This is a genomic window from Candidatus Thiodictyon syntrophicum (assembly GCF_002813775.1).
Taxonomy (GTDB): Bacteria; Pseudomonadota; Gammaproteobacteria; order Chromatiales; family Chromatiaceae; genus Thiodictyon; species Thiodictyon syntrophicum.
Window position 1 is genome coordinate 4439449 of the sequence record NZ_CP020370.1, and the last position, 24606, is coordinate 4464054.

The window sequence follows — 24606 nt, forward strand, 5'->3', positions numbered from 1 at the left end:
CAGCGATGAGTCTTGTCCGGGATGAACGCACATGACCGACGCCAGCAACGGCCGCGTGGTCGGCGAGACCCTGCGGGCCTGGATCCGCGGCCGCACCGGTATCAGTATCACCGAGCAGAATCAGGCCCCGGTGGAATTGGCGGTGCGCCTGGAGGCCGAGCGCCACGGACTGGACCCGGTCATCTATCTGGACCGGCTCCAAGGCGGGGTCCTGCCGCCGCAGGCCTTCATCGATGCCATCACCACCAACGAATCCTATTTCTTTCGCGCCCAAGACCAGATGCGGGTCACCATCACGCGCCTGATCCCGGAGCTGATGCGTTGCCGTCCCGGCCAACCGGCGCGTATCCTGTCGCTACCCTGCGCCAGGGGGGAGGAGCCGTACAGCCTGGCCATCCTGTGCGAGGAGCACCGCATCCCGCCGCGGGCGGTGGAACTCGTGGCGGGTGACATCTCCGCGACCTGCCTGGCCGATGCGCGCCGCGGCGACTACGGACCGCTCGCGTTGCGCCGTACCGACCCGACCACGGCCCAGCGCTGGTTCACCCCGTGGGGTCCGCGCACCTATCGCCTGGAGCCGGCCCTGTTGGGGCGGGTGAGCTTTCATCAGGTCAACCTGCTGGAGGACGCGGCGACGGTCCTGGCCCGGCGCTTCGACGTGATCTTCTGCGAAAACCTGCTGATCTATTTCGATCCCGAGACCACCAGCCGCGCGCTGGCCGTGCTCGGGCGTCTGTTGGAGCCGGACGGCTGGCTGTTCGTTGACCATGCGGAGTGGAACATCCCCCGGGAGCAGTTCCGGATGCAGGAACTCGACGGCTGCGTCGGTTTCCGCCCCCTGGGCCCGGCCCACCCGGCCCCGGCCGGGCATTCCCGCCGGGACCCGGCCCCCGGCGCCGCGGTCCCGCTGCCAGGCCCACGGTGGACGGCCGACGGCGACCGCCCGCCCCCCCCGGTCACCCCGACCCCGACCGCACCAGCGCGTGCGGCCCAGCGGCCGGCCGCGCCCGCCGCGGCCCGGCCCGCCCCGCCGTCGCCCCCGCCCGCCGGTCAGCCACGCCTGGCGCACGCGCAGGCCCACTATCAGGCCAAGCGGTTCGCCGAGGCCCTGCTCGCCTTCAATGCGATCCTCGCCGGCCATCCCGCGGACGCCCGCGCCCGGCTCGGCAAGGCGCTCGTCCTGGCCGACTGCGGTGAGGACTTCGAGGCCCTGGAGGTGACCGAGACCCTGCTCCACGCGGTGGACGAGGGCGAACTGGACTTGAGCCCCCCCGACTATGTGGAGGCCCTGGCCCTGATCGCCCTGCTGCTGCACAAGAAGGGCCTCAAGGACCTGGCCCAGGGCTACCTGCGGGAGATCGCGCGGCGCGCCCCGGGGCACCCGAGCCTGGGACTGCTGCGCCCGGGTTCCGACCATGCCTGAACAGACCCGCTTCCGCGTCCTGATCGTCGATGACTCGCCGACCATGCGCGCGGTCTGTACCCAGTCGCTCAGCGCCGCCGGGATGGCCTGCAGCGCCGCCGGCAACGCGCAGGACGGCTACCAGTTGTTGCTCGCGGCCCTGGATGGGGGCCAGCCGTTCGACGGGCTCCTGCTGGACTGGCTGATGCCCGGCATGAACGGCTGGGAATTGCTGGAGCGCATCGGCGCCGAACGGCGCCTGGACCAACTGGCGGTGATGATCTTCACCGAGCAGCCGGATGATCGCGCCTATCAACTCGCCAGCCACCGCCCCAACAACGATATCCAGCTCAAGGAGGACCTGCGGCTGTTGCCCTACCGGATGCGTAAGTTTCTCACGACTTACAGCGAGGCCGGCGGCCTGGGCGACTGGCGCGCCCGCCAGCTCCTGCGCAACCGCGAGCAACTGGGCGGGTCCATCCTGTTCGTCGACGATTCCCCGACGGTCTGTGCCAAGTATGGGGACCTGCTGCGCAACAACGGCTACGCGGTGGTGATCGCCAATTCCATGGATGAGGCGGTCGCGGTGGCCCAGCACCATAAGCCTCAACTCGCGGTGGTGGACTATTTCATGCCGGGGGGCAATGGCGATGAGTTGTGCCGCGCCCTGCTCGCCGACGACCGCACCCGCGACATCACGGTGGTGATGCACTCCCAGCGCAAGGACGTGATCGAGCATGCCCTGGACGCCGGGGCCATCGACCTGATCTGGAAGGACGACCCGATCAACATCTTTCTGATGCGCATCGCCTCCATCATGCGCACCCTGCGCGCCAACCGCCAGGCGCGGGACCTGGACATCCTGTTTACCGCCACCCAGGCCCTGGATATCGGGGTCATGTCCGCCACCCCCGAGGGCTTCAAGGCCTTCAACGCCACCATGGACCGCTTTGCCCGGGAGTGCGGCGGCCTCACGCGCTTCGACCCGCAAAGTCTGGGCGCCCTGCCCCACCGGTGTGAGGATCAGGACGGTCGCCGCCGCGCCTTCAATGTTCAGAGCGTGGATGGGGAGTCCGGGGACCGGGTGGTGCTGGTGCAGGACGTGACCGCGAGCGCCGACCAGGCGGAGATCCTGGAGCAGGCGCGGGACCGGGCGGTGGAACTGGCCAACGTCAAGAGCCAGTTCCTGGCCAGCATGAGCCACGAGATCCGCACCCCTTTGAATGGCGTCCTGGGGATGCTGGAGCTGCTCAAGGGCACCGAGCTGACCCAGGAGCAGGACCACTACGTGGACACCGGGATCAGCTCCGCCGAGGGCCTGCTGGGGGTCATCGGCGACATCCTGGACTTCTCCAAGATCGACGCCGGCCGGCTGGAACTGGAACGGACCCCCTTCAACCTCCCGGAACTGGCCGAGGAGACCATGCAGATGTTCGCCGGCAAGGCCATCGGCAAGGGCCTGGAGGTCATCTGCCACGTCGAGCCCGAGGTCCCGACCAATGTCATCGGCGACCCGACCCGACTGCGCCAGGTCTTGATCAACCTGATCGGCAACGCCATCAAGTTCACCGAGCGCGGGGAGGTGGGGCTGCGGGTGTGGCTCGATGAGCCCGAGGCCGCGCGCCCGGCGGTCGGTTTCGCGGTCTGCGACACCGGTATGGGGGTCAGCCCCGCGGCGCGTGACCATATCTTTGAGGCCTTCCGCCAGGCCGACAACACCACCACCCGGCGCTTCGGCGGCACCGGCCTGGGGCTTGCCATCAGCAACCAGTTGGTGCAGATGATGGGCGGCACCCTGGACCTGGAGAGCGCCCCCGGCGCGGGCAGCAGCTTCAGCTTCGTCGTCACCTTGGAGACCAGCGCAGAGCCCGCCGCGCCCCCCTGGCGGATGAGCGACCTGGGGGTGCTGGCGGGCCGCACCGTCCTGATCGTGGACGACAACGCCACCAACCGGCTCTACCTGCAGCGCATGTGCAGTGCCTGGTCCATGGGCTGTACCGAGGCGCCCGACGGGCCCACCGCGGTCCGGCTGATCGAGGAGGCCAAGGCCGCGGGGCGGGCCTTCGATCTGGTCCTGCTCGACCGCATGATGCCGGGGATGGACGGCTTCGCGGTGCTCGCTTACCTGCGGGCCGACCCGGCCCTGCGCGCCGTCCGGGTGGTCCTGCAGACCTCGATGGACGAGGTGGGAGAGGGCCGCAAGGCGCGTGAGCAGGGCGCCGACGACGCCCTGGTCAAGCCCATCCGCCGCACCCAATTGCTCGAGGCCCTGTCGCTGCTGTTCGGGGGCGGCCATGCCGATCCGGCCGAGGTGGAGCGGACCCCGACGCGCCTGCGACTGGACGGCTGCCGGGTGCTGGCGGTCGAGGACAATCACGTCAATCAGATGGTCTTGAACGGCATCCTGCGGCGCGCCGGGTGCGCCATCCGCATCGCCAGCGACGGCCAGGAGGCGCTCGACACCCTGGCCGCCGAATCGTTCGACGTGGTGCTGATGGACTGCGAAATGCCCGTGCTCGACGGCCTCACCGCCACCCGGGCCTTGCGCGAGCGCGAGGGCGCGACCGACGGCCGCCACCAGATCGTGATCGCACTGACCGCGCACGCCTACCCGGCCGAGCGCGACCGCTGCCTCGCCGCCGGCATGGACGCCTACCTGCCCAAACCCATCCGCGCCCCGGACCTGCTCGCCACCCTGGACCGCTGGTGGCGCCGCCCCCAACCCCCGGCCGCGGCGGCGCCGTACGCGGACGCGGTGACCGCGAGCGGGTCTGAGCTTGAGACGGCGAGCGAGCCCCCCGCCGTCAGCCCGATCGACCAGCGGGCGATCGGGGCACTGCGCGAGGCCATCGGCGACCTCAGTGTGGTGATCGAGGCCGCGCTGGCGGACATCCCAGAGCGCGTGGCCGAGTTGCGGCTGGGGGTCGAGACGGCCGATGGGGAACGCATCCGCATTGCCGCCCACACCCTGGTCGGGTCCGTCGCCAACCTGGGCGGCCGCGAGTTGGTCCGCGTGGCGCGCGCCCTGGAGGCACTGGGCAAGTCCGGGGAACTGGGCGCGGCACCGCCCCTGCTGGCGGCGCTGGAGGCTGAGACACAGCGGTTCCTGGCGGCGCTCGCCGCCTTGCCGGGGGCGGACAGCGGGGCCTGCGCCTGATCCTGGAAAGATCTTTTATCCACAGATGAACACAGATGAACACAGATGAACACAGATTATCCCAATAAGAGTATTTGGCCGCAAATGAACGCAAATAAGCGCAAATAAATCCGCGCATGACGCTTCAGAGAAAATCTGTGTTCATCTGTGTCCATCTGTGGATTTTAGGGTTATGTTGATCGCCGATCGAGGCGGGCCTTACCGCGCGCTGGTGGTGGATGACGATGGCGTGCTGCGCGCCGCCATGCAGCAGTTCATCTCCCAGCTCGGATTCGAGGTCCAGACCACGGACAATGGCCAGCGCGCGCTCGAGCGATTCCAGGCACAAGGGGCCGACATCGTCCTGCTCGATGCGGCCATGCCGGTGCTGGACGGCTTCGCCGCCTGCGAGGCGATCCGGGCGCTCCCCGCCGGGCGCCATGTCCCGATCATCATGATCACCAGCTACGAGGACGAGGAGTCAGTGGATCGGGCCTTCAAGTCCGGGGCCACCGAATACGTCACCAAACCCATCCACTGGGCCGTACTGCGCAACCGGGTGCGGCAATTGGTGGAAGCGGCCGAGGCCGCGCGCCGCCTGCGTCAGGACCGCGCCTTCTTCCAATCCCTGGTCGATGCGATCCCCGATCCGACCCTGGTCTGTGACCGTGACGGGGTGGTGCGCTGGATCAACCAGGATGCCGCCCGCCATCCCCTGGTGGCGGAAGCGGCGCTGGACGCCCCGCTGCGGCTGGCCCCGGGGGTGACCGAGCCCGATTCCGGGGAGTCGGACCCGTCGGCGATCCTCGCGCGCATCCGCGCCGGCGCGGCGGCCGCCGACACCCCGCTCGAGCTGCTGCTGCACCGCGTCGACCCCCTGGCCGGTGAGTTCTATGCGGAGGCCCACGCGCGGGCCCTGCGCGGGGTGGACGGCGCCAACTTCGGCCTGATCCTGCGGCTTCAGGACGTGACCGCGCGGGAACTGGAGGACCAGCGCCTGCGCCGCCAGGTGACCCGCTACGGGGAGCTGGCCCATCGCGACAGCCTGACCGGACTCGCCAACCGCCGCCGGTTCGAAGACCTCCTGCACGAGGCGGTCGCCACGGCCGGCCGCACCGGCGAGCGTCTGGCGGTGATCTTCCTGGATCTCGACGGGTTCAAGGCAGTCAACGACACCCGGGGTCATGCCGCCGGCGATCAGGTGCTGTGCCAGGTGGCCGCGCGCCTGCAGTTGGTGGTGCGGCGGCCGGACACCGTGTCCCGGCTCGGCGGCGACGAGTTCGCCGTCCTGTTGCGCGACGTGCCCGGGAGTTCCGCGGTGCTGGATCTGGGTGGGCGCCTGCTCGCGGCGATCTGCGCGCCCATCGAGCTTGCCGAGGGACCGGCCGCGCTCGGCGCCAGTATCGGCGTCAGCCTGTTCCCGGACCACGGGCCGGACGGCGCCACCCTGTTGCGCTGTGCCGATGAGGCAATGTACGCGGTCAAGAGTCGCGGCAAGCGCGGCGTGGCAATGGCGCCGTTACCCGCCGGTCGGTGAGCGAGGCGGTGCGTCAGCCCCCTGCGGGTGGCGCAGCTTCCAAGCCGAAGCGCCGACCGGTGCGTCCGCCGCGAGCGGCCGGGCATGCGCCCGGCGCACGCGACGCAACCGACAGCCGCTGAGGCATCCGGTAGGGTCCGCTGTGCGGACCACACCCCTCACCGTCGGCTGATGGGCCGGGATTAAGACCAAGGCCCATCACGTCGAACCGCCGCATCATCCCAGAAAGGTTAGTTCTCACACAGAGACACAAAGATCACAAAGATTTTCAACGCGATCTGTAGGTCGAGGAGGTCACCCGCGCGGTGATTGGCCCAACGCCTTCAATAATTTGTTTTTCTTGGTGTTCTTTGTGTCTTTGTGTAAGTGATCCCCGGACTTGGGTGTTCCAGCGGAGACTGTGTCCTTCCGGTAAGGCTGCATGAAATCCCGTCCCTAGCCCGGTAGCGTAGGAGCCCCGTTTTTGGTGATCCGGAGGCTCCACGATGTCACTGTCACTTCCCGCCGCGGCCGATCTGGCACAGACGGCCGCGGCCTTTGCCCACTGGCGCAACACCACGTCCCAGGGCGCGCGCATTCCCGCGGAACTGTGGTCGCGGGCGGTTGAACTGGCCGCCCGCCATGGGGTAAGCAAGGTCGCCACGACGCTGCGACTGGACTACGCCGGTTTGAAGCGGCGGCTGACGGCGCGGACAGCGCCCCTGCCGGTGCCCACCACGGCGCCGCCGGCCTTTGTGGAAATGATGCTGGGCTTACCACCGTCGGGGCCGGGCTGCGTGCTGACCCTGTCCGACGCCCGTGGTCGTTCGTTGCGCATCGAGTGGACCGGGGCGGCGACCGGCGAGGTCGCGACGGTGGCGTGTCGCCTGTGGGAGGCGGCGCCGTGCTTGCCCTGACCCCGCAGTTGCGGGTCTTGGTCGCGACGGACCCGGCGGACTTTCGCCAAGGCATTGATGGTCTTGCCCGGCGGGTGCGCCAGGTGTTGGCGGACGAGCCCATGAGTGGAGCACTCTTCGTCTTCCGCAACCGCCGCGGTACCGCGATCAAGCTCCTGGTCTACGACGGCCAGGGTTTCTGGCTGTGTCAGAAGCGCCTGTCCGAAGGCCGCTTTCGGCACTGGCCGAGCGGCCCGCCGGGGCAGGTGCTGGCCCCCCAGGAACTGGCGGTATTGCTCGCCGGTGGGGATTGGCGCGCCGCGGCGGGGGCGCCGGTGTGGCGGGCGTTGACGCCGGGGGCGTGACGTGGCGGTGTACGATGCGGTATAACGCCGTGTATGAACACGACGCTCCTGCACCACCGGCCAGTCGCGGCATGAGCCGGCGTAAGAACCCGCGCACCCCGCGGGTGTCGGTCCCCATCGCGCGACTCGATGCCATTGTCGAGCGCACCCGTACCCAAGCGCTGCCGGTGGATGACCACGCCACCCTCAAGGCGGCGGTCGACACCTTGGCGCGCCTGACCGAGGAACTGGAGACCACGACCACCACCCTGGAGCGGGTGCGTCGGCTGATTTTCGGACCCCGCACCGAGACCACGGACACGGTCCTGGGCAAGGACCAGCCAGCGCCGCGCGATGCCCCGGCGCCGCCGGCCGACGCCGACCCGGCGGCGCCGGGCGCCAGCGACGGCGATGCCACGCTGCCGCCCCACCAAAAGACACGCACTGGCCACGGCCGCAACGGGGCCGACAAGTATCCCCGCGCCCCGCGCATCCCGGTTGCCCACGCCACCTTGAAGCAGGGCGACCCCTGTCCCGAGCCCGGTTGCACCGGCCGGGTCTATGTCCAACGCCAGGAGCCCGCCGTCCTGGTGCGCGTCACCGGCGTGGCGCCCCTGCAGGCGCAGGTCTACACCCTGGAGCGGCTGCGCTGTGGGCTGTGCGGCACGGTGTTTACGGCCGACCCCCCCGCGGGGGCACTGGTTCAGTTTAATTCCTGTTTACAAGACATTGAAATATATGTAATATATCTAGTTCGGCGCGGGTTTCCGTCACTTTTTGAATAAGTGAGAACTTCTTGAACGGACAATGGACATGCCCTCATTGCAATTCACAGAATTGTCGGCATCACAAGACGTATCAAACCGGTCATAACGGTACGCGTTTGCTGTGGCGATGTCAAAGTTGCAATAGGCTCTTTTCCGAGACCAAAGCCACCCTTATCGAGGGGCTCAGGAAACCGACCAGCTTCATCATTCAAGTGCTCAAAACGCGCACTGAGGGGATCGGCTTGAACGCCGCCTGCCGGGCCTTCGCGATTGCGAAGAATACGTTGCTCCTATGGGAGCGTCGCCTGGCCGATTGCAAGGATGTGCTGGTCATATATGCCCTGACGCACACCTTTATTGAGCAACTGATCGAAGGTGATGAGCTTTATACGAAAGTGAATAGGAATGTCCCCCCGGAGGATTGTGAAGGCTGGACGATCGTACTGATGGAAAGGGCAAGTCGATTTATCTGGGCGCTTCAGTGCGGGAAAAAGGATCGCAGCCTATTTTCATATGCCATACAAATACTTAGAGATGTCATCCTGCGTACTGGCGATGTCACTCTAGTCACCGACGGGGAACGTCGGTATGGCAATCTCCTGTTTGAAATTTGCCACGAAGTATTGCGAACCGGAAAACGCGGCCGCCCACCGAAAGTGCTTCGTCGCGGTGTGAAGGTGCGCCTTAAGAATAAAGGGAAAGGAACTGATAGAACGGGGCACTCGCGTCCCAAATACGAAACCCCTCATCCGGAGCATCCAGAAACCGATCAAGATGTGACGCCAGCCGATATTCATGCTAATCATTTGGAAGCATCGAACGCTTCATTTCGGCGAAAGAATTCTGCTTATCGCCGCCGAACGAATACGTACGCGAAGAGCATTTCTGGTTTGCAAAGAACATTGGATATGTTGTGGATTGTCCATAACTTTATTCGCAGCCACTTCACGACAAAACAGGTTCCTGCGGTGGCTCTGGGGATTCTCCAGCAGGGACTCTCGTGGGATGAGGTCCTTAGAGTTCGACAGCCCAGGTTATAAAAATACTACAAAAACATAAGGATAAGGAAGAACCAAACTGAACCAGTGCCCCCGCGGGCGTGGGCGCGGCGAAATACGACGCGACCGCCGCCGCCATGATCGCCTTGCTGAAATACGGCTGCGGGCTGCCGTTTCATCGCATCCAACGCCTGGAGCAGGCGCTGGCCATCCCCCTGCCGGCCACTACCCAATGGGATGTGGTCGCGGCGGCCGCGCCGTGCCTCGCCCCCGCGGTGGAGGAGCTGGCCCAGCAGGCGGCGCAGGGCACGGTGCTCTATAACGACGACACCACCATGCGCATCCTGAAATTCACCGCCGAGGCGCGGGCCGAGGCGCTGCCCCCGGGAGCTAACGCCGAGCGCACCGGGGTGTTCACCAGCGGCGTCGTCGCCGAGACCGTCAATGGCCCGATCGCCCTGTTCAAAACCGGACCTTGTCATGCCGGGGAGCACCTCGCCGAGGTCCTCAACCGGCGCCACGACCCCGTGCCCCCGATCCAGATGTCCGACGCCCTGGCGCGCAACACCCCGGGGGATCATCCCACGCAGGCCGCGTCCTGTATTCCCCATGGGCGCCGCAAGTTCGTCGAGGTCCATGACGCCTTTCCCGACGAGGTCGCCTTCGTGCTGGAAACCCTGCGTCCCGTGTTCCACACTGACCACCAGGCCCAGCACCAGGGACTCGACCCGCACGCGCGCTTACTCCTGCACCAACAGGAAAGCGGCCCGCGGATGCAGGCGCTCCACGACTGGATGGCCACGCAGTTGGAGACGCACGCCGTGGAGCCCAACTCGGGGCTCGGTCAGGCGATCCGCTACATGCAGAATCATTGGCAAAAAATGACCCTGTTTCTGCGCGTACCCGGCGCCCCGCTGAGCAACAACATCTGCGAGCGGGCGCTCAAGAAGGCCATCCTGCATCGCAACAATTCGCTGTTTTATCGCACCTTGAACGGCGCCAAGGTCGGCGATCTGTTCATGAGTCTGATCCATACCGCGGAACTGCACCAAGTGGCGCCGTTTGATTACCTGGTCGCGCTGCAGCGCCATCCCGCCGCGGTGGCACTCGACCCGCCGGCCTGGATGCCCTGGAATTACACCACGGCGCTGGCGCGCCTGGCCGCCGAACCCGCGCCGGACTGATCCCGCGGCGGCCCCGTGCCGCCCGTGCGGGCCTCCTCCCCACACCGCCCAAGGTCCCGACCCGTCACCGCGCTGGGGCGTGGGCGCGCACGGGCAGGCAGACGTCATCCCAGCTTGCTACTGGCGGCTCGCCCGCTCCGCCAACAGCGACAACGGCGGGCCTTGGGTTCGCCAATGACGCGGGGCTCCCACGCTACCGGAACCGCGCTCGGCATTCATGCAGCCTTGCCGGAAGGACACAGCGGAGACTTGACTTAGATCAATTGACACTAGTTGCAACGAGTCAGCCGTTTGACGATACTACCATCCACTAGGCCGGGATTGCCTCGACACCTCTTGGCGGCAGCCCGTCAACTGCGCAGACATCAGCCGGGACAGGGACTTCGGGCGCAACGCCTTCAGAAACGCCGCGACCCGGCGCCGGAACCAAGCGGGCATCGTCCGCGGCACGACGCGGCAGATCAGCGCATCCAGGTTGCGGTCCCGGTTGGAGCGGTGTCTTGGCGGCGCGGCGGTGTCGGCAGGGCGGATTAGGATACTGATTCGCTCGACTGCACCCAGTCTAGCGCACTAGTTTACTGGTCCGATCTAGCCCACTAGTATCCTGATGCAGGGTTTAGCATGGCGATCCTCGTCCAAGCTAGAACACTTTAGGCGATAAGAATAACTATGGAAATTATAAGTGCCTTTGTCGGAGCAATCATCGGGGCGTTAGTTTCTTTCGCTCTGGCTGAATTCTCGAACTCTCGCAATGAGAAAAAGAAAATAATTACGGCAATAAAATCCGAGATCAAGCTTAATATTGATATTGCGAAAGATATATTGGAGGTGAACCGGAAAATTGAATTCGACGCCAAAGATGAAAGACGATGGGAATGGTGCGACATCATTACCATGTCAGATTTGGCATGGGCCGCAATGTTGAGTACAGGTACTCTTTCTCATTTAACACAAATTCAGATTGATCCTCTTTCGTCTGCATACGGCATGGTTCGCAGAGCAAACTTCGCAGCAGAGAAAATTAAGGCCGGGAAATACCAGCCTAGAGAAGGAAAAGAATACAATAAGCGTGTAGAGTATGCTCTAGAGTCATTAGAAAAGGCACTGGCCGTTTTGGGATAGGTTTGTGCGGTTCCGGTGGCGGTTCCGGTGACAGTTTACTTAATGCGCGCATCGGCGAAGAACCACATTGCCTCCGGCGTAGGGACTCCGGTTGCCAGGAGCCCCCGCCACAGACCCGGACGTGCAGTTTTCCCGCATCCGGTTCCTCGGTCGTACTCGCTTTCGCGCGAGCGCGAGGTTTTACGCAAACACCAGTTCGTATTGCAAGCAGCGCGACTCGGTGATGCGGGGTTTGGCGATACCAAGCTTTTCGATGGCGCGACCGAAGGCCGCCCATGTGAAGCTCTTACGCTTACCCCCGCGCCGGTTCAGCCACTTGAACGCGCAGACGACGGCCGTTCGGTAGAAGCGCCACAGGTCCGCCGAGTTGCCCCGTAGACCATAGTAATTGTAATGCCCTACCAGCCGCCGATTGAGTCCTGTGACAAACTCCATGCCCGGCAGGTGCCGGTGGCTCTTGATCCATTCCTTCACGCGCCGAATCGCCCCTTGCAAGCGCTTGCGGGCGGTGCGACGCTTCACCCGTGGAATGCCTTCGCGGTCGATAAACCAGAACAGCTCGAAACCCAGAAAGGTCACGCGCCGTTGCATACTCGGATGGATGCGGCTAAAACGCAAAACCTGCGTCTTCTCGGGCGCCAGCGCCAGGCCGAATTTCTCCAGCCGTTGCGCCAACACCCGATAGAACCGCCGCGCATCCGCCTCGAAGCGGAAGGCGCAGACGAAATCGTCCGCATACCGGCACAGCAGCACCTCACCCCGACAGCGGGGCTTCACCACCCGCTCGACCCAAAGATCGAGCGCATAGTGCAGATAGAGGTTCGCGAGCACGGGCGAAACGATTCCGCCTTGGGGAGTCCCTGTTTCGGGATGGAGCACCGTTCCGTCGGTGTCCAGAATGCCCGCTTTGAGCCATTTGCAGATGAGATTGAGAAAGGCCCGGTCGTCGATCCGTAACGAGAGCATCTTCAGCAACCAGTCGTGGTCCATATGCTCGAAAAATCCTCGGATATCGGCTTCAACCAAATAGCCGAACTTGGCCGTAGTGAGCGCAAGGCTCAGATCGCGCACCGCGTCCTTGGCGCTGCGACCGGGGCGGTAGCCGTAGGAGCAGTCGAGGAAATCAGCCTCGTAGATCGCCCCCAGGAGTTTCGCCACGGCCAGTTGGACGAGCTTGTCTTCGCTCGATTTGCTATTCCCCGCAGGGAGGTTGGCTCGCGGCATCCCGATCCTGCTTGTCCGGCGCGAGTTGCCTGTACGGGCTGCGTACTTCCGTCCGGTCCTTCGCCATGTGGCTGGCTTTCCCAGCCTCCGACTACTATGCCCGATAAGACACCCCAGGGGCATGCGGCCGTCTCCGGCCTGCCCGGACGCTCCATGCTCCACGCCTCCACCCGTGCCCACGCTGTTTCAGGGCTCATCGCCTTCTCGTGTCCCAACACTGACGGTTTCATCGTTTCACCTCGTCCGGGAGCCCTCGGGGCTTCCCGAGTTCTCCAGCGTCTCTGTTCCTGCATGCCACGGCCTGAGGACTCCCTTGCCATTGCGGGTGGTTCGTGTTGCCTTCCAGCAAGTTAACCCGGATTATTCACAAAGAGGGGCGACACTCGTTCAACCAATTGATATAATTGGTGTTACGCCAATAACGCTTCGGAAGAAGCTAAACGAGGTCGCCCCATGGCAGAGTCTACCCCAGTCCAGTTGCGTTTTCCTCCCATCGACGGCTTGACCGTGCGCGGGGACTTCGATGGCGGAGCGCTGTCGTCGGATTTCGGCCCCCTGATCCTGCGCGGTGTCGACCGCCAGATCGGGCTGACCGAGCGCCTGGCCGCCGCCTTTGACGACCAGCGTCACCCCAGCTACATCACGCATCCAGCGCGTGACCTCATCGCCCAACGCGTGTATCAGATCGCCTGCGCCTATGAGGATGGCAACGACGCCAACGCGCTGCGGAGTGATCCGATGTTCAAGCTCGCACTGGAGCGTCGGCCCCTGGACCGCGAGAACGATCTGGCCAGCGCCCCGACGATCTCACGCCTGGAGAATGCGGCCACCACCAAAGACATCTACCGCATGGCCCAGGGCTACGTCGATCAATTCATCGCCAGTTATGCCACGCCGCCGAGCATCATCGTGATCGACATGGATCACTCTGAGGACGCCACGCACGGTCAGCAGGAGTTCAGTTTCTACAACCACCACTACGGCAGTCATTGCTACCTGCCGTTGTTTCTCTTCGAGGGACTCTCCGGGAACTTCATCACCGCCGCCCTGCGTCCCGGCAAGCGCCCGACGGGGGCCGAAAACGCCATGATCATCCGGCGCGTGCTCAAACGCTTGCGGGCGGCCTGGCCGCAGACCCACATCGTGCTGCGCGGCGATGGGCATTTCTCCAACCCGGAGCTGATGCAGCTGGCGCTTGACGACCCGCACGCCGACTTCATCTTCGGCCTCAGTAATAACAAGGTGTTAGCGCGCTTCGCACAGCCGTATCTGGAGGCCAATCGCCGCACGCATGCCATCCGGTGTCAGAATGCCGAACGCCTGGGCCAGTCGGAGCCGGTGCATACCCGCACCTACCATGAACTGGACTATGCGGCCGGCTCCTGGCCGCAACCCTTCCGGGTCGTGCTCAAGGCCGAGGTCATGGGTTTCGACGACAATCCCCGCTTCGTCGTCACCTCCCTGCGCCTGCCCACCCCGGAGAACCTCTATCGCGATCTCTATTGCGCGCGCGGCCAGGATGAGAATTTCATCAAGAAGATGAAAAACGACTTGGCCAGCGACCGCACCTCCGACCACAGCTTTCTGGCCAATCATATGCGCCTGTTCTTCTCCTGCGGCGCCTATGTGTTGCACCAAGCGCTACGCACCGAGGTCCTGGTCCATACCGAACTGGCCCAGGCCCAGCCCGCCACGGTCATCATCAAATTGTTCAAGATCGCCGTGCGCGTGGTGCAATACAAAGACCGCATCCGCCTCCAGCTGCCGACCCACTGCCCGGTCAAGGATCTGTTGCATCGGGTGACCGAACTCTTGTTCTTGGCCCGGCCGCCGGGACCGCTCATCTCCTGACCCCACCGATCCATTCGGTCTTCGTATTGCTGATGCTCACCCGGGCAGGATGACCTGTGCGCGTCGGTCCACTTTGGGCGGAAATGATGGACCGAACGGCAGCGAAACGCCTTCGCCTGCGATTCCCGCTGATCTCCTGCGCGCCGTTTTGGTGGCTGCCGGGCTCGTCGCTAGGGTTATTCTCCAAGTTCCGCACTCGGGTACTGGGGCTCGCGGCGCCCTTATGAAACATTCGGGTTAAGACTGTCGGCTTCCGCATCTTGGCCTGTCGAAGCTGCCCCGATCTGAACCAGGTCACTTCAGGGAGCGCGACCTCCCCTGCGGCCTACAGGATTCTCTATGTACGCTTGCCCCGTCTGTTGTTCGCAGGTTACCCTACTCCGCAATGGGACCAACACTCGATACGGGCGGGCGGCTAACCCTTACCCGACCGGGACTTTCACCCGGCAAGAGACGCCGAGCTTTGCTCGGCGCGATAACCTACGCCTAAAAAGCGAGCGCGCGCCACAGGCGTCTTGCTAATTCGCAAGCTCATCAGGGCCGCGCGCCGCTTTAGGCTTTACGTTAGGCTACCCAAAGGGGCCGCAACAAGTGAACACTACGGCGAATATGAACATGATACCGAAACCGAGACTCTCGATTAATCGCAAAGCTGCGTTCCGCCCCTTGTTGATAATCGGTTTACTGCTTTTCTGTAACGCAACATCTGCTTCGCTATTGGCCTCGATAACTAACATTTCAAACGATAGCTCAGGTATTGCGGTCGTCACAAATGTAACGCCAGTAATTGCATTTGCACCTTCCGCCCTCTACGTTTTTCCTCTATTCGATGAGCTATTCTTAACGGAATCGGATGTGGGCAAGACCTTCTACATCAGCTCAAACTCTGAAGACCCCGACTTTTCTTCTTTCGTCGATATCTTGACTAACGGCAATGACGACATTATAGGCATTGGTTACATGACTGGTACGACATCATATAACAATGAGTCCGTCTGGTTTAGCACTACGCCTGACTTTGCCGATCACACAATTACAAGCATTGCCATCACGCTCGACAGACTTACCTTGGATAGCAATGGTGTCGGGACTGACGTGTCGTCTAGCTACTCTGTTGGCATTTGGGGTAATGCTGTTCCGGAACCCCCGACAATTGCCCTCTTAGCATACTTTGCAGTCTTGCTATTGTTTGCGATCAGGGTAAAAAGTGCAATAACAAGTAATAGGGAATAGTCCACGGTTTCCCGGTGAGTTCCCTGCCCCAGCAGCGAAGAAGACAAAGAACGCCTCCGGCGTAGGGACTCCGGTTGCCCGGAGCCCCCGCCACAGACCCGGACGTGCAGTTTTCCCGCATCCGGTTCCTCGGTCGTACTCGCTTTCGCGCGAGCGCGAGGTTTTACGCAAACACCAGTTCGTATTGCAACGTTACGGTGACAGTTTACTAAATGCATTAATTACGGTGACAGTTTACTAAATGCACCGAATACGGAAACGCAAGGGGAAGCGGAGACCGGACTTGCCTCTTGCCGTGGCAGGCCCAATCATGAATCCTACGCGTGCCTAACGGGCGGCCAAAGAGCGAGCGCGCGCCATCAGGGTCGGAGTTAACTGGCCGGTGTCGTGCAGGCGCGCGCCTGCCTTGGCCTTTGACGTTAGGCGCTTCGTCTCCATAGCTAATTTGCGAAACAATGGGTTGTTTGATGCGAATATATTTGGACGTATGCGCTTTTAATCGGCCGTTCGATGATCAGAAGCACATCCGCGTACGCCTCGAGGCGGAAGCCAAATTGTATGTTCAAGGAAAGGTAAAGGCGGGCGAAGTTGAGTTGGTGTGGTCATATATACTTGACCTTGAAAATGATCAGAATCCATTTAAAGAAAAGAGGTTGGCGATTGAAGAGTGGCGTAAATACTCGATCACTTACATTGATGAGTCAGACGAAATTATAGATAAGGCAAATGAGTTGGTAAGAATAGGAGTAAAGCCGAAAGATGCATTGCATGTTGCATCAGCAATCGCAGGGGAAGCCGGTTATTTTATGGCAACTGATGATAAGTTGCTCAAAAAAATGGCACCCGAATCGCAGATTTCGGCAATCAACCCCGTAGCTTTAGCGGCAATCATTGATGAACACACTAACTGATACAGAGCTTAGGGTCCAGGGAGTCAAAGCGCTGATTGATGCGCTAGGCGAGGTAATGGCTGAGAAATTCATTGCCCTGCTAAGTAGAGAACCGTTTGATTACACGGAGTGGCAGCGCGATTTGTGGCCTCAGATGAGCGTTGAAGAACTTAGCAAGTTAGCGATGGCAAGGCGCGGTCAGGCTAAGATCTCTGGCAGTTAAGGGAGGATAGGGTCAAGTCTTGCCGTTTTCCCCAGCAATAAAGAGCCTCCGGCGTAGAAAAGGCTGGGGTCAGGTCTTGCAATCATGCAATTTTTGAGTATGATTGATTGCAAGATCTGCCCCTCGTCACCTGAGCCTCGTTCCTCGATCTATTGAAGGTAAATGTCTACCCTTCAGAAAATTCGACAGCGCGTTATTGATCGCGACTAATTCCTGTCGTCACACGCGGAAGAAGAGATGCTTGATGACGACCTTGACAGGAATGACGTAGAGAACGCGATTCTGAAAGGAAGGATAGAGAAACAGCTTACGCATGATTCCAGGGGCACAAGATATCGAATCAAAGGGCCGTGCTTGGACGGGCGTATAGTTCACGTTATTTGCCGGTTCCGAGAGGAATCAAGTATACTGTTAATTACTGTGTATGCGTTATAGGTACCATCATGCAATGTGAATTTTGTGGTGGCGAAACCAAGAAAAGGAACGTCAAGCGGCAGCATTGGTTCCAACGGCAACTTTACATCGTTGAGAACGTAGAAGCTGAGGTTTGTACTGAGTGTGGAGAGCGGTATTTTCATGCCAAGACATTAGACGCTGTGGATGCGCTCTTGTTGAAACAACACGCGGTCAAAGAAAAGCTCTGCGTTGAAGTCGTGGAATTCACTAAGGCGGCAGCCTAGAAAGCCTCCGGCGTAGGGACTCCGGTTGCCCGGAGCCCCCGCCACAGACCCGGACGTGCAGTTTTCCCGCATCCGTTTCCTCGGTCGTACTCGCTAGGCGTGCTCTTTCTCGGAGAATGCCTTCAGTGTGTTCATGGCTCGCCTCATCTCTCGACCGCCGTACCGCCCCGCGCCCCCATCCGCCGCCCCAGCCGATCAAAGGCAAGATAAATGACCGGGGTGGTAAAGAGCGTCAGCACCTGGCTCAGCAGCAGCCCCCCCACCAGGGTGATCCCCAGCGGCTGGCGCAATTCGGCCCCCATGCCGCCGCCGAGCATCAACGGCAGCGCGCTCAGGAGCGCGGCGAAGGTGGTCATGAGGATCGGGCGCAGGCGCAGCAGGCAGGCCTGGTGGATCGCCTCGCGCGGGGTCTTGCCCTCGCGGCGCTCGGCGTCCAAGGCGAAGTCGATCATCATGATCGCGTTCTTCTTCACGATGCCGATCAGGAGCACGATGCCGATAACGGCGACCACCCCCAGGTCCTGGCCCGCGACCATGAGTGCGAGCAGTGCCCCGACCCCGGCGGACGGCAGGGTCGAGAGGATGGTGATGGGGTGGATATAGCTCTCGTAGAGCACCCCGAGCACGATATACATAGTCACGATAGCCGCCAGCAACAGGAAGACCTGATGACCGAGCGAGGCGCGGAAGGCGAGCGCCGTGCCCTGGAAGCTCAACTGCACACTCGCCGGCAGCGCCAGTTCGCGCTGTGCGGCCTCGATCGCTGCCACCGCCCCCCCCAGCGAGGCCCCCGGGGCCAGGTTGAAGGAGATGGTCGCGGCCGGGAACTGGTCCAGGCGGTTCAGGATCAGAGGCGCGGTGCGCTCTTCCACCCGGGCGAGCGCCGACAGCGGCACCTGAACGCCGTTCGCCGCCGGGACATGGAGGTTCGCGAGCGCCGCGAGCCCCGGCGCCAGCCCCGGGTCGACCTCCAGCACCACGCGATATTGGTTCGCCTGGGTGAAGATGGTGGAGACCAGCCGCTGGCCGAAGGCGTCATAGAGCGCATTGTCGATGGCCGCGACCGTGACCCCGAGCCGGCCGGCGGTCGCCCGGTCGATGTCGACATAGGCGGCCAGTCCCTGCTCCGCCAGATCGCTCGCCACGTCCGCCAACTCCGGCAGGGCGGCGAAGCGTTCCACCAGGCGCGGCACCCAGAGGCCCAGTTCGCGCGCGTCCGCGTCCTGGACGGCGAGTTGATACTGGGTCCGGCTCACCCGGCTCTCGATGCTGAGATCCTGGACCGGCTGCAGAAAGAGCCTGATCCCCGGTACCGCAGCCAGCCCCGGCTGGAGCCGGCGGATGACCTCTTGGGCCCCGGCGCGCTCGTCGCGCGGCACGAGGTTGACCAGGAACCGGCCGCTGTTGAGCGTCGCGTTGGCGCCGTCCACCCCGATGAAGGAGGACAGGCTCGCGACCGCGGGGTCGGCGAGCAGGACCGCGGCCAGCGCCTGCTGGCGCTGCGCCATGGCGGCGAAGGAGACCGACTCGGGGGCCTGGGAGACGCCCTGGAGCAGGCCGGTGTCCTGGACCGGAAAGAACCCCTTGGGGATCATCACATAGAGGACCAGGGTCAGGACCAGGGTCGCGGCGGCGACCAGCAGGGTCGCCGGCTGGTGGTCCAGGACCCGGTCGAGCAGCCGGCCGTAGCCGGCGATCACCCGCTCGAAGAACCGGCCGCTCGCCCGGTAGAGTCGCCCCTCCTGCTCCGGCGGGCGATGGCGCAGCATCCGGGCGCAGAGCATCGGTGTCAGGGTCAGAGAGACGACCGCGGAGATCAGAATCGCCACCGCGAGCGTCACCGCAAACTCCTGGAACAGCCGGCCCACGACCTCGCGCATGAAGAGCAGCGGGATCAGCACGGCGATCAGCGAGAGGGTCAGCGAGACGATGGTGAAGCCGATCTGACCCGCCCCCTTGAGCGCCGCCTGCAGCGGCGACTCGCCCTCCTCGATATAGCGTGAGCAGTTCTCGATCATCACGATGGCGTCGTCCACCACGAAACCGGTGGCGATGGTCAGTGCCATCAGGGTCAGATTGTTGATACTGAAGCCTGCCAGGTGCATGACCCCGAAGGTGCCGATCAGGGACAGCGGCACCGCCACGCTGGGAATGATGGTCGCGGGGATACTGCGCAGGAAGAGAAAGATCACCATCACGACCAGGGCGGCGGCCAGCACCAGTTCGTGCTGCACGTCCTTGATCGAGGCACGGATGGTGACGGTGCGATCGGTCAGGGGCCTGACCTCCAGGCTCCCCGGCAGGCCCGCCTGGAGTTCAGGCAGCAGTTGCTTGATACGGTCGACCACCTGGATGACATTGGCGCCGGGCTGGCGGCGGATGTTCAGGATCACCGCGGGGGTCTCATCCGCCCAGGCGGCCAGATAGACGTTCTCCGCCGCCTCGTCCACCGCCGCGAGGTCGGACAGGCGGATCGGGGCACCGTTGCGGTAGGCGATGATCAGCGGCCGATATTCCGCAGCCGAGGTGAGCTGGTCGTTGGCGTCGATGGTCGAGGCGCGGGACGGCCCATCGAAGCTGCCCTTGGGCGCGTTCACGTTGGCATTGCCGAGCGCGGTGCGCACGTCCTCCAGGCTCAACCCATAGGACGCGAGCGTCAGCGGGTTCACCCGCACCCGCACCGCCGGGCGCTGGCCGCCGCTGATACTGACCAGCCCCACCCCCGGCAGTTGTGAGATCCGTTGTGCCAGGCGGGTATCGGCCAGGTCCTGGACCTGATACAGGGGCAGGGTCCGCGAGGTCAGGGCGAGCGTCAGGATGGGCGCGTCGGCCGGATTGACCTTGCTGTAGATAGGCGGGCTCGGCAGGTCCGCCGGCAGGAAGGTGCCGGCCGCGTTGATCGCCGCCTGGACCTGCTGCTCGGCGATATCGAGGCTGAGATCGAGCCCGAACTGCAGGGTGATGACCGAGGCCCCGCCCGAACTGGTCGAGGACATCTGGTTTAAGCCCGGCATCTGACCGAACTGGCGCTCCAGCGGCGCGGTCACGGTCGAGCCCATCACCTCCGGGCTCGCCCCCGGGTACAGGGTCACGACCTGGATGGTCGGATAATCGACCTCCGGCAGGGCCGACAGGGGCATCAGGCGGTAGGCCAGCAACCCCGACAGCAGGAGCGCGACCATCAGCAGCGAGGTCGCCACCGGGCGCAGGATGAAGGGGCGCGACAGGTTCATCCGCGACCCCGGAACATGGAAGTTCCTTGTGGGAGCGGCTTCAGCCGCGACGAGGCTGCGGTAACCTGCGACGTTGCGGGAGCTTGCGAGGCCTCGTCGCGGCTAAAGCCGCTCCCACAGCGTCGCTGCGCGACTTTCACGGTGGCCGGAGCGACGGTCAAGACCGCACGGTGCAGGCGCCGCGGCGGCGTCCCCGCGCCCCGGCTCATGGCACGCCGGGGCGCCGACGGCGGCCCTCGGCGGGGGCCGGCTCCGGCGCGGCCCCCATGGGCGTGCCCTGCCCCGCGGGCTTGGCGGCGTCACGCTCCTCGACCGCGACCTTGGCCCCCTCCCGCAGCTTGTCGGTCCCGTCGACCACGACCAACTCGCCGGGCGCGAGGCCCTCGCTGACCGCGACCTCATCGCCCTCAGCGGCGCCGAGCGTCACGGGCCGCACACTCACGGACTGCTGCGGCCCCACGACATAGACATAGGTCCCCTGGACCCCGCGCTGGACCGCGGCCGTGGGGATCAGGGTCGCGTCGTGCAGGGTATCGACCAGCAGGTGCGCATTCACGAACTGGTTCGGAAACAGCCGTCCGTCCTCGTTCGGGAATTCCGCCTTGAGGCGGATGGTCCCCGTCGTCGGATCGATTTGGTTGTCCATGGTCAGCAGGACACCGCTGGCAAGCTTCGTCTTCTGGGCCTTGTCATAGGCGTCCACGGTGAGCCGGGTGCCGGCGCGGACCTGCTTGAGCACCGTCTGCAGGTCATCCTCCGGCAGGGTAAAGATCACCAGGATCGGCTCCACCTCGGTGATCACCGCAAGCCCCGTCGCATCTGCGGCCCGCACGATGTTGCCGGCATCCACCAGCCGCAGGCCCACCCGCCCCCCGATCGGGGCCTTGATGCGGGCATAGGTAAGTTGCAGCTTCGCACTCTCGATCTGTGCCAGGTCGGTCTTGATCGCGCCCTCGTATTGGGCCGCCAGCGCCTTCTGGGTGTCCCACTGCTGCTTGGAGCCGGAATCCTGTTGATAGAGGGTGCGGTAGCGTTCCAGGTCGACCCGCGCATTGTCGAGCAGCGCCTGATCGCGGGCGAGCGCCCCCTGGGCCTGCAGGAGCAGGACCTGGAACGGACGGGGGTCGATCTCGGCCAGCAGGTCGCCGGCCTTGACGGTCTGGCCCTCAGTGAAGGCGAGACGCATGAGCTGACCGTCGACCTGGGTCCGCACGGTCACGGTGTTGCGGGCCGTCACCGTCCCCAGGCCCCGCAGATAGACCTTGATTGCGCCGGTACGCGCAGCCGCGGCGACCACGGGGACCGGCCGTGTTTGCGCGCCGCCCCGGCCGCCGGGGTTGCCCGCGCCGCGGCCAGGGTTGCCGCCTTCGGCGCTGCCCTGGCCGGCAGGCCCCCCGCCGAACCAGTGCCAGTAAGCGAACGCGGCGGCCAGCCCGGCCAGGACCAGGCCCAGCAGCGGCAGATAGCGGCGGCGCTTGGCGCCGGTTTCCTCCGAGGTCATCGATGGTTACCTGCTGGGACCCTGACGGGGCGGGGGCGGCGCGCCGGTGGGCAATGTTCATGGACCCCAAGACGCGGCGGCGGCGCGGCGGCGATCCGGCCGACCGACCCGCGGGCGGACTGTCTTGGCCCGGGGCACAGATTAACCGCGTGAGGTGCAAAAATGGAGAATTCTGCAGCGGGCGGCGGGCGCTGCGTCCCGGCGGCCAGTCGGCATGGTTTGCTGCCGACGCTCGATCCGGGACGGCGCGGTCCGCTGGTCGTGCGTGCCCGCACCGAGTCCGGACGCAATGCGGGGCAGCTGTCGAGGTTACCGTGAACGTCGCGCAGCGACCCTGTGGGAGCGGCTTCAGCCGCGACGGGCCGCGCCGGGAACGCGTTATGATCAAGGCCGAGAATCTCTACAACCCAAGGATGATTGCGGTCGATACCTCGGCCCTGATGGCGACCCTCTTGGACGAGCAGGAAGCGGATGCCTGGATCGCCGCACTTGAAACCGCAGACGAGATACTGATTTCCGCCGGCACGGTGACGGAGGCACTGATCGTCTCGGCACGACTTCGCGGGAACCGATATCGAAGGCGTGCTTTGAGGTTGAGTTCTGTATACTGTTCCCGGAAATCGAATTATCATGCAACAATCAGAGGTCCCGCTATGTCCAGTCAGCAGACTCTAAAGCAGTTCTTTGCGGTAAAGGTACTGGAGATCCCGAGGTATCAGCGCAGCTATGCGTGGGAGAACCAGAATGTTCGCGAGTTGTTTGAGGACATAAAGGAGGCAATCGAGACGAAATCTCAACACTATCTTGGCACGGTGGTCCTCTCGAAAACGCACAATCCGGGTGTCTACACCGTGGTGGACGGTCAGCAGCGACTAACCACTCTCCTCATGTTTATCGCCTCCATCATCCGCAAGTTACCGAAGGTTAATGATCAGGAGTTTTATCACCGCCTGTACATTAATGATGGAGAGACATTCAAGCTGACCCCGCTGGAGCGCGACCGGGATTTCTATTTTCAGTTGCTGGATCTTAAGCCGGCTGTGGCGCATCAACTGGAGCCCCGGAATAAGAGCCAGCGATTGCTGTTGAATGCGTTTGAGGAAATCGAGAATCTCACCCAGCACCATATCCCGGACCCGCGGGTTTTCCTGGCGTCGGTCGAAGCCCTGTCGCTCCTCGAGTTCATTGAAAAAGACGAATCTGACGCCATTCGGATTTTTCAGACGGTAAACGATAGAGGCAGGGAGTTGTCGCGCATGGATAAGATGAAGAGCCTCCTGTTCTACTTTTCTGACAAGTACCTCGACCGCAAGTATGATGATGAGATCAATCGCGGCTTCGCCGAGATCTTTGAGTTGTATGACGAGATCAAGCTGATCGCTGAGCGTCAATCCGTCAACGTGCTCAGTTCAAAACAGTTTGCCGAAGACGATCTGCTTCGCCACCATCACATCTGCTTTTCCGAAGAAAGCTACGATCCTACCGGCCAAGAGGTTCTGGATAACGTCAAGCGTGGGCTATATGAGTTGAGAAAGGGCAAGAACGCCAAGGCGCAACTCGACGAATATATATCCGCGTATTTGGAGAGCCTCGTGGGCTATGTCAAGGCGTTCAGCCAGGTAGTTCGAGGAGTCGAACAGCACGGCGAGTATTACAAGCTGTTTTCCATCCAGGGCCTCTCAGCCGTCCTGTATCCGGTCATTGCGCAATTGGAAAAATGCGGATTCCTTGATCAGTTGTTACCAAAGCGTGGAGTCAGCGTGCTCCGGATGCTGGAAGTCATCGACCTGAGGGTTTTCAAGGTCAGAGAGTATGCGGGAAGAAAGCATGTCGCGGAGTTTTCATTTCGCCTCAATAACGAGGCTTGGTCCATCCAGGAAATCGAGGACCATCTGGTGTGGTTCAACGCATTTGAAATCGGCGATGCCCGCTTCAAGGACTATCTGACGAACTTCGACTACTATAAGCAGACGGGGCTGCTGCGGGCCTTGTTCGTCGATTATTGCGAAAGCTTGCGCGGACAGGACTACTCGTTGACCGAACTACAGAGCCTCATGGAAAAAAATCCGACGATCGAGCATATCTTGTCACAGTCGCCCAGGTTTAAGCCTAAGTCTTTCGGATTCAGTAATGACCAGGATTTCGAGGAACATCTGAATCTCTTAGGAAATTTGACGCTCTTGGAGAAAAAGCTGAATAGCTCCGCGCAAAACGCGGATCTCGGTGCAAAAGCAAGCGTCTATGCGAAAAGCACTTTAAAAATGACGTCGTCGCTCGGAACCGACCTTGCGACCCTGAAAGTATTTGGGAAAAAGGAGTTAGCGGCTAGAGGCAGGGACTTGGCAGACGATCTTGCGAAGCGTTGGCCGGCATGACCGAACAGCGCGATCGACGACGGTAAGCTTG

Annotated in this window: 18 protein-coding genes; 15 read left to right on the plus strand and 3 right to left on the minus strand. The window is 63.0% G+C overall.

The window, feature by feature from the left end; translation table 11 throughout:
- The first annotated feature begins 31 nt into the window (after positions 1-31).
- The 9 genes from THSYN_RS18615 to THSYN_RS34095 all read left to right on the plus strand — a co-directional run bounded on the left by THSYN_RS18615 (position 32) and on the right by THSYN_RS34095 (position 11365).
- On the plus strand, positions 32-1423 hold the full coding sequence (locus tag THSYN_RS18615; protein WP_100920442.1) for a CheR family methyltransferase: 1392 nt from the start codon (positions 32-34) through the stop codon (positions 1421-1423).
- Complete coding sequence (locus tag THSYN_RS18620) at positions 1416-4559, plus strand: response regulator (RefSeq protein ID WP_100920443.1); 3144 nt, start codon at positions 1416-1418, stop codon at positions 4557-4559. The genes THSYN_RS18615 and THSYN_RS18620 overlap by 8 nt, the downstream gene beginning before the upstream one ends.
- Before the next feature lie 172 nt (positions 4560-4731).
- Positions 4732-6075 carry a GGDEF domain-containing response regulator gene (locus THSYN_RS18625; RefSeq protein ID WP_100920444.1) on the plus strand — a complete coding sequence of 448 codons (1344 nt, stop codon included), beginning with the start codon at positions 4732-4734 and terminating at the stop codon, positions 6073-6075.
- A 485-nt stretch (positions 6076-6560) separates the two neighbouring features.
- Positions 6561-6971 carry a hypothetical protein gene (locus THSYN_RS18630; protein WP_100918903.1) on the plus strand — a complete coding sequence of 137 codons (411 nt, stop codon included), beginning with the start codon at positions 6561-6563 and terminating at the stop codon, positions 6969-6971.
- Positions 6959-7315: an IS66 family insertion sequence element accessory protein TnpB gene (gene tnpB / locus THSYN_RS18635; protein WP_100918902.1), complete on the plus strand. Its 357-nt coding sequence runs from the start codon at positions 6959-6961 to the stop codon at positions 7313-7315. Before THSYN_RS18630 ends, tnpB begins: the two co-directional genes overlap by 13 nt.
- Before the next feature lie 71 nt (positions 7316-7386).
- On the plus strand, positions 7387-8079 hold the full coding sequence (locus THSYN_RS18640) for a hypothetical protein (protein WP_100920445.1): 693 nt from the start codon (positions 7387-7389) through the stop codon (positions 8077-8079).
- A gap of 11 nt (positions 8080-8090) precedes the next feature.
- Positions 8091-9101, plus strand: a complete 1011-nt coding sequence (locus THSYN_RS18645) for an IS1 family transposase (protein WP_100917404.1) — start codon at positions 8091-8093, stop codon at positions 9099-9101.
- A 59-nt stretch (positions 9102-9160) separates the two neighbouring features.
- Positions 9161-10243 (plus strand): IS66 family transposase, encoded by a 1083-nt coding sequence (locus THSYN_RS18650; protein WP_100920446.1) that lies wholly within the window; start codon positions 9161-9163, stop codon positions 10241-10243.
- A gap of 669 nt (positions 10244-10912) precedes the next feature.
- Complete coding sequence (locus tag THSYN_RS34095) at positions 10913-11365, plus strand: hypothetical protein (RefSeq protein WP_157817776.1); 453 nt, start codon at positions 10913-10915, stop codon at positions 11363-11365.
- Positions 11366-11545: 180 nt separating this feature from the next.
- Here THSYN_RS34095 and THSYN_RS18655 read toward each other — a convergent pair whose 3' ends face one another.
- Positions 11546-12589, minus strand: coding sequence for a reverse transcriptase domain-containing protein (locus THSYN_RS18655; RefSeq protein WP_216644576.1), 1044 nt, complete (start codon positions 12587-12589; stop codon positions 11546-11548).
- Between the two features lie 453 nt (positions 12590-13042).
- On the opposite strand from THSYN_RS18655, the gene THSYN_RS18660 reads away from it, so the two are divergent.
- The 5 genes from THSYN_RS18660 to THSYN_RS18685 all read left to right on the plus strand — a co-directional run bounded on the left by THSYN_RS18660 (position 13043) and on the right by THSYN_RS18685 (position 17466).
- Positions 13043-14440, plus strand: coding sequence for an IS1380 family transposase (locus THSYN_RS18660; RefSeq protein WP_100918249.1), 1398 nt, complete (start codon positions 13043-13045; stop codon positions 14438-14440).
- Positions 14441-15055: 615 nt separating this feature from the next.
- The gene (locus THSYN_RS34100) at positions 15056-15673 is read left to right on the plus strand and encodes a hypothetical protein (RefSeq protein ID WP_157817777.1); all 618 of its coding nucleotides are present in this window, start codon (positions 15056-15058) and stop codon (positions 15671-15673) included.
- 467 nt (positions 15674-16140) lie between these two features.
- Complete coding sequence (locus tag THSYN_RS18670) at positions 16141-16584, plus strand: PIN domain-containing protein (protein ID WP_100922489.1); 444 nt, start codon at positions 16141-16143, stop codon at positions 16582-16584.
- Positions 16585-17023: 439 nt separating this feature from the next.
- Positions 17024-17221, plus strand: coding sequence for a DUF4258 domain-containing protein (locus tag THSYN_RS37380; RefSeq protein ID WP_100920450.1), 198 nt, complete (start codon positions 17024-17026; stop codon positions 17219-17221).
- An 8-nt stretch (positions 17222-17229) separates the two neighbouring features.
- Positions 17230-17466, plus strand: coding sequence for a YgiT-type zinc finger protein (locus THSYN_RS18685; RefSeq protein ID WP_100920451.1), 237 nt, complete (start codon positions 17230-17232; stop codon positions 17464-17466).
- Between the two features lie 143 nt (positions 17467-17609).
- Here THSYN_RS18685 and THSYN_RS18695 read toward each other — a convergent pair whose 3' ends face one another.
- Positions 17610-20699, minus strand: a complete 3090-nt coding sequence (locus tag THSYN_RS18695; RefSeq protein ID WP_100920452.1) for an MdtB/MuxB family multidrug efflux RND transporter permease subunit — start codon at positions 20697-20699, stop codon at positions 17610-17612.
- Positions 20700-20904: 205 nt separating this feature from the next.
- Complete coding sequence (locus tag THSYN_RS18700) at positions 20905-22200, minus strand: MdtA/MuxA family multidrug efflux RND transporter periplasmic adaptor subunit (RefSeq protein WP_100920453.1); 1296 nt, start codon at positions 22198-22200, stop codon at positions 20905-20907.
- Positions 22201-22259: 59 nt separating this feature from the next.
- Here THSYN_RS18700 and THSYN_RS18705 point away from each other — a divergent pair, with 59 nt between their 5' ends.
- Positions 22260-24575 (plus strand): GmrSD restriction endonuclease domain-containing protein, encoded by a 2316-nt coding sequence (locus THSYN_RS18705; RefSeq protein ID WP_216644577.1) that lies wholly within the window; start codon positions 22260-22262, stop codon positions 24573-24575.
- Positions 24576-24606: the final 31 nt, after the last annotated feature.

Bases quoted from the DNA above. Each gene is read 5' to 3' on its own strand.
- THSYN_RS18625 (WP_100920444.1), top strand. From the start codon at position 4,732: ATGTTGATCGCCGATCGAGGCGGGCCTTACCGCGCGCTGGTGGTGGAT.
- THSYN_RS18630 (WP_100918903.1), top strand. From the start codon at position 6,561: ATGTCACTGTCACTTCCCGCCGCGGCCGATCTGGCACAGACGGCCGCG.
- THSYN_RS18670 (WP_100922489.1), top strand. From the start codon at position 16,141: ATGCGAATATATTTGGACGTATGCGCTTTTAATCGGCCGTTCGATGAT.
- THSYN_RS18660 (WP_100918249.1), top strand. From the start codon at position 13,043: ATGGCAGAGTCTACCCCAGTCCAGTTGCGTTTTCCTCCCATCGACGGC.
- THSYN_RS37380 (WP_100920450.1), top strand. From the start codon at position 17,024: ATGCTTGATGACGACCTTGACAGGAATGACGTAGAGAACGCGATTCTG.
- THSYN_RS34100 (WP_157817777.1), top strand. From the start codon at position 15,056: ATGATACCGAAACCGAGACTCTCGATTAATCGCAAAGCTGCGTTCCGC.
- THSYN_RS18700 (WP_100920453.1), bottom strand. From the start codon at position 22,200: ATGACCTCGGAGGAAACCGGCGCCAAGCGCCGCCGCTATCTGCCGCTG.
- THSYN_RS18685 (WP_100920451.1), top strand. From the start codon at position 17,230: ATGCAATGTGAATTTTGTGGTGGCGAAACCAAGAAAAGGAACGTCAAG.
- THSYN_RS18640 (WP_100920445.1), top strand. From the start codon at position 7,387: ATGAGCCGGCGTAAGAACCCGCGCACCCCGCGGGTGTCGGTCCCCATC.
- THSYN_RS18615 (WP_100920442.1), top strand. From the start codon at position 32: ATGACCGACGCCAGCAACGGCCGCGTGGTCGGCGAGACCCTGCGGGCC.
- THSYN_RS18620 (WP_100920443.1), top strand. From the start codon at position 1,416: ATGCCTGAACAGACCCGCTTCCGCGTCCTGATCGTCGATGACTCGCCG.
- THSYN_RS18655 (WP_216644576.1), bottom strand. From the start codon at position 12,589: ATGCCGCGAGCCAACCTCCCTGCGGGGAATAGCAAATCGAGCGAAGAC.
- THSYN_RS18705 (WP_216644577.1), top strand. From the start codon at position 22,260: ATGGACCCCAAGACGCGGCGGCGGCGCGGCGGCGATCCGGCCGACCGA.
- THSYN_RS18695 (WP_100920452.1), bottom strand. From the start codon at position 20,699: ATGAACCTGTCGCGCCCCTTCATCCTGCGCCCGGTGGCGACCTCGCTG.
- THSYN_RS34095 (WP_157817776.1), top strand. From the start codon at position 10,913: ATGGAAATTATAAGTGCCTTTGTCGGAGCAATCATCGGGGCGTTAGTT.